Annotated in this window: 2 protein-coding genes and 1 pseudogene; 2 read left to right on the top strand and 1 reads right to left on the bottom strand. The window is 75.8% G+C overall.

What is annotated here, in order from left to right; translation table 11 throughout:
* Positions 1 to 370 precede the first annotated feature (370 nt).
* Positions 371 to 655 (top strand): HEAT repeat domain-containing protein, encoded by a 285-nt coding sequence (locus E2E34_RS33305; protein WP_138905563.1) that lies wholly within the window; start codon positions 371 to 373, stop codon positions 653 to 655.
* Between the two features lie 84 nt (positions 656 to 739).
* Here the strand turns inward: E2E34_RS33305 and E2E34_RS33300 are convergent, their stop codons facing one another.
* Entirely contained in the window at positions 740 to 2,281 is a 1,542-nt protein-coding gene (locus E2E34_RS33300; RefSeq protein WP_138905562.1) for an ATP-dependent DNA ligase, read from the bottom strand.
* 51 nt (positions 2,282 to 2,332) lie between these two features.
* Between E2E34_RS33300 and E2E34_RS33295 the strand changes: the two are divergent.
* Positions 2,333 to 2,532, top strand: a pseudogene (locus tag E2E34_RS33295) (SRPBCC family protein); the annotation flags it as partial.

Raw genomic sequence — 2,532 nt, 5'->3', positions numbered from 1 at the left:
CGCCCGCGGCCCCGCCGGCTGCCCCGCCCCGCCCGCAAATCCCGCTGGTGAGGCGGTCATTGGCCCTCCTGGTATCCGACCGTGCCCAAGCCGACGGACGACCCCGCGCTCTCCCGTCTCGTCCTGCTGGCGGAGCGAGTCGCGCCGGACCGCCCGGCCGACGAGCGCGACGTGGCCGAACTCGCGCGGCTGCTGCCCCGCTTCACGCCGCGGTCACCGGCGGCGGCGCTCGTCCTGGCCCGGCTCTACGAGCGCCTCGGACCCCGACTGGGCGGATGGCGCCCGCCGTCGTGGCGCGGGGCCGCGCGGGCCGTGCTCGACCGGCCGACGTACCTCCAGCACACGGCGGTCCTGCTGGAACCAGCCCGACGTGGCACGCCTGGCGGTCCGCACGCTCTGCCACGCCGGCTGGGAACCCGCGGTCCCCGCCGTGATCGGCCTGCTGGAGCACGGGCACCCGGCCGTCCGCGAGGCGGCGCGCGAGGGACTGGCCCTGATGCCCGGACCGGCGGCCCCCGCGCTCAGGTACGCCGCCGCCCACGCCCGCCCGGACACGCCCCCTCTACGAGGAGGTCCTGCACCGCATCCGGGCGACCGCCGACGGCGACTGGGCGCCGCCGCCGCGCTCGGCCACCCGGCTGGACCGTTTCTGTAGCGTCCGTGAGACGGGGGGAGAACACGCCGCACGGTGCCGGGACGCGGCGGCCGCCGTCCCCGCACCCGTGAGGGCGCGCCCGGCTCACTCCTCCGCCCGCACCGGCCCCGTCGCGAGGACGGTGGCGACCGTGTCGGCCTCGGCCGCCGGCTTGTCCTCGCGGTAGCGCACCACCCGCGCGAACCGCAGGGTCACGCCCTCCGGGTAGCGGGTGGACCGCTGCAGCCCGTCGTACGCGATCTCGACGACGAGCTCCGGGCGCACGGTCACCACCTGGCCGTTGTCGCCGGTCGCGAGCTCCCTCAGCCGTTGCGTCTGCCAGTCGAGCATCACATCGGTCAGGCCCTTGAACGTCTTGCCCAGCATGGCGAACGAGCCGTCGGGCCGTCGGGCCCCGAGGTGCAGGTTGGAGAGTTTCCCGGTCCGCCGCCCGTGGCCCCACTCCGCGGCCAGCACCACCAGGTCGAGGGTGTGCACGGGCTTCACCTTGAGCCAGGACGCCCCGCGCCGCCCCGCCTGGTACGCCGCGTCCAATGACTTGAGCACCGCCCCTTCGTGACCGCGCTCCAGCGTCCGCGCCAGGAACTCCTCCGCCCGCGCGGTGTCGTCGGGGCCGGCCACCACCGTGCGCCGTACGCGCATCGGCTCGGGCACCAGCCGCCCAAATCGCTCGTACCTCTCCCGGTAGGGCAGGTCCAGGAGGACCTCGCCGCCGAGCGCCAGGATGTCGAAGAAGACCGGGGACAGCGGCAGCGCCTCGCGGGCCGCCGCCACGTCGAGGCGAGAGCCGACCCGGCCCGCGATGTCCTGGAAGGGGAGCGGCCTGCCGTCCGGCCCGAACGCGATGACCTCGCCGTCGAGAATGAACCGGTCGCCGTCCAGCCCGGCCGCCACCGAGGTGAGTTCCGGTACGCGGTCCGTGATGTCGTCCAGGGTGCGGGTGAACACGCGTACCCGTTCGCCGTCGCGGTGCACCTGCACGCGGATGCCGTCCAGCTTCTCCTCCACCGCGCACGCCCCCAGCTTGCCGACCGCCGCGCCGACGCTCTGCCCCGGCTGGGCCAGCATCGGCGGCACCGCCCGGCCCACCTCCAGCCTGAACTCCGCGAGGGCCGCGGGCCCCTCGGCCAGCAGCGCCTGCCCGACGGCGACCAGCGAACCGCTCAGCATCACCGCCCGCCGCACGTCGGCCGCCGGCACGTCCGCCGCCGCGGCCAGGCCCTCCGCCGCCAGTGCGTCCAGCGCGCCCTGCCGCACCTCACCGGTGAGCAGCCCGAACAGGAACTTCTGCTCCTCTTCGGTGGCCGCCCCCATCAGCTCCCGCACCACTCGCAGCCGCTCCGCCTGCGCGCCGGCCCCCGCCACCGCCGCGAACGCGGTGAGCGCCGCGTCCACGTCACGCACCGTCAGGGCGGGCTCCGCCGCCGGTGCGACCGGCTCCCGCAACACGCTCCAGCCTGTGCCGACGCGCCCCTGGGGAAGGCGGCCCGAGAGGTACGGGATCACGATCGGTACGTCGTCGGGCCCGGCGCTGCGGAAGAGCTCCGCCAGCAGCGCGGTCTTGCGGGAGCGCGCGGACGTCGAGGCGATCTCCCGGGAGGCCCGGGCGAGTGTGGCCAGCAGCATGCCCCCATCCTGCAACGGCGTACGCCGCCCCGCAGTGCTTAAGGTCGGGTCGTGGCCCTCTTCCGTGTCGAACGCCGAACCCCGCTGTCCCCCGACGAGGCGTGGCGGCGCCTGACGGCGTGGGAGCACCACGCCGCCCAGGTCCCGCTCACCCGCATCACCGTCACGCCCGCCCCGCCGACCGGCCCCGGGACGCTGGTCACCGCCCGTACCCGCGTCGGGCGTCTGGGCTTCGACGACCCGATGGAGGT

Origin of the sequence: Streptomyces albidochromogenes, assembly GCF_005981925.1 — a bacterium.
GTDB lineage: Bacteria > Actinomycetota > Actinomycetes > Streptomycetales > Streptomycetaceae > Streptomyces > Streptomyces albidochromogenes.
The sequence above is the reverse complement of the archived record's forward strand: the minus strand, read 5'-3'. Positions and strand labels throughout refer to the sequence as shown.